Below are 1,114 nucleotides of genomic sequence, written 5' to 3'. Positions count from 1 at the left end.
TGTGGACTGCTTACTGTGGACTGCTTACTGTGGACTGAAGACTGCGGACTGTCGACTAAAAATATATTTGTGCGTTTTTGCGTAAAATTTCATAATTTCGCAGCAAAATTAAGACATACAAAATATTAGAATTTTCATAAATAATGGGAAGAGCGTTTGAATTTAGAAAAGCCCGCAAGATGAAACGTTGGGGGCAGATGGCAAAAACTTTTACAAGAATTGGTAAAGATATTGCGATTGCAGTAAAATCAGCAGGGCCAGACCCAAACAGTAACTCTCGTTTGCGTGCGATTATTCAGAATGCCAAGGCAGCCAACATGCCAAAAGCAAACGTTGAAAATGCCATCAAACGTGCTTCTTCAAAAGAACAAGAAGATTATAAAGAAATGGTGTATGAAGGCTACGGCCAACACGGTGTAGCGATTTTGGTGGAGTGTACGACCGATAATACTAACCGCTCCATTGCCAATATCCGTAGTTATTTTACAAAATGTGGTGGTAGCATCGGAACTTCGGGAATGCTCGATTTTATCTTTGACCGTAAATCGGTTTTCAAGATTGCGAATGATGGAAAAACCGACATCGAAGAATTAGAGTTTGAATTGATTGATTTTGGTGCAGAAGAGGTGTTTTTAGATGAAGAAGCCAACCAAATCAATATCTACGGTGAATTTACGGCCTTTGGTGCCTTACAAAAACACCTCGAAGAAAAAGGCTACGAATTACTTCATGCCGATTTCGAGCGAGTTCCGACCGACACCAAAGTGCTTACAGAAGAGCAAGCGGCCGATATTGAGAAACTTATCGAAAAACTCGAAGAAGACGACGACGTACAAAACATCTATCATAACATGGTTGTGGGTGAATAGTACATTGCATAAAAATCTATCAAATAGCCTCTTTTACGGAGGCTATTTTTTTATAATTCCATGAAAAACGCTCTATTTCTACTCTTTCTGATAAACTTTACGGCTTTTTCGCAGCAACCTTCGCCCGATTCTCTCCGAAAAGATATTGAGCGAAGCCTATATTATTTAGCTCAAAACCAAACCACTCAAACCATCGAAGGCCAACAGTATGCAGGCGAATGGATAGCCTACATGCAAATGAAAGG

At 39.9% G+C, this 1,114-nt stretch carries 2 protein-coding genes; both read left to right on the top strand.

The features are described 5' to 3' along the window. Nucleotides 1-143 precede the first annotated feature (143 nt). Nucleotides 144-869 carry a YebC/PmpR family DNA-binding transcriptional regulator gene (locus ACOVO2_RS05345; protein WP_421768971.1) on the top strand — a complete coding sequence of 242 codons (726 nt, stop codon included), beginning with the start codon at nt 144-146 and terminating at the stop codon, nt 867-869. A gap of 60 nt (nt 870-929) precedes the next feature. Further along, on the top strand, nt 930-1,114 hold a 185-nt coding region (locus tag ACOVO2_RS05340), incomplete at its 3' end, for a hypothetical protein (RefSeq protein ID WP_421768970.1).

Source organism: Emticicia sp. (genome assembly GCF_049241225.1).
Lineage (GTDB): Bacteria > Bacteroidota > Bacteroidia > Cytophagales > Spirosomataceae > Emticicia.
The sequence above is the reverse complement of the archived record's forward strand: the minus strand, read 5'-3'. Positions and strand labels throughout refer to the sequence as shown.

Coding starts and splice junctions, on each gene's coding strand:
- ACOVO2_RS05345 (WP_421768971.1), top strand. CDS start 144: ATGGGAAGAGCGTTTGAATTTAGAAAAGCCCGCAAGATGAAACGTTGG.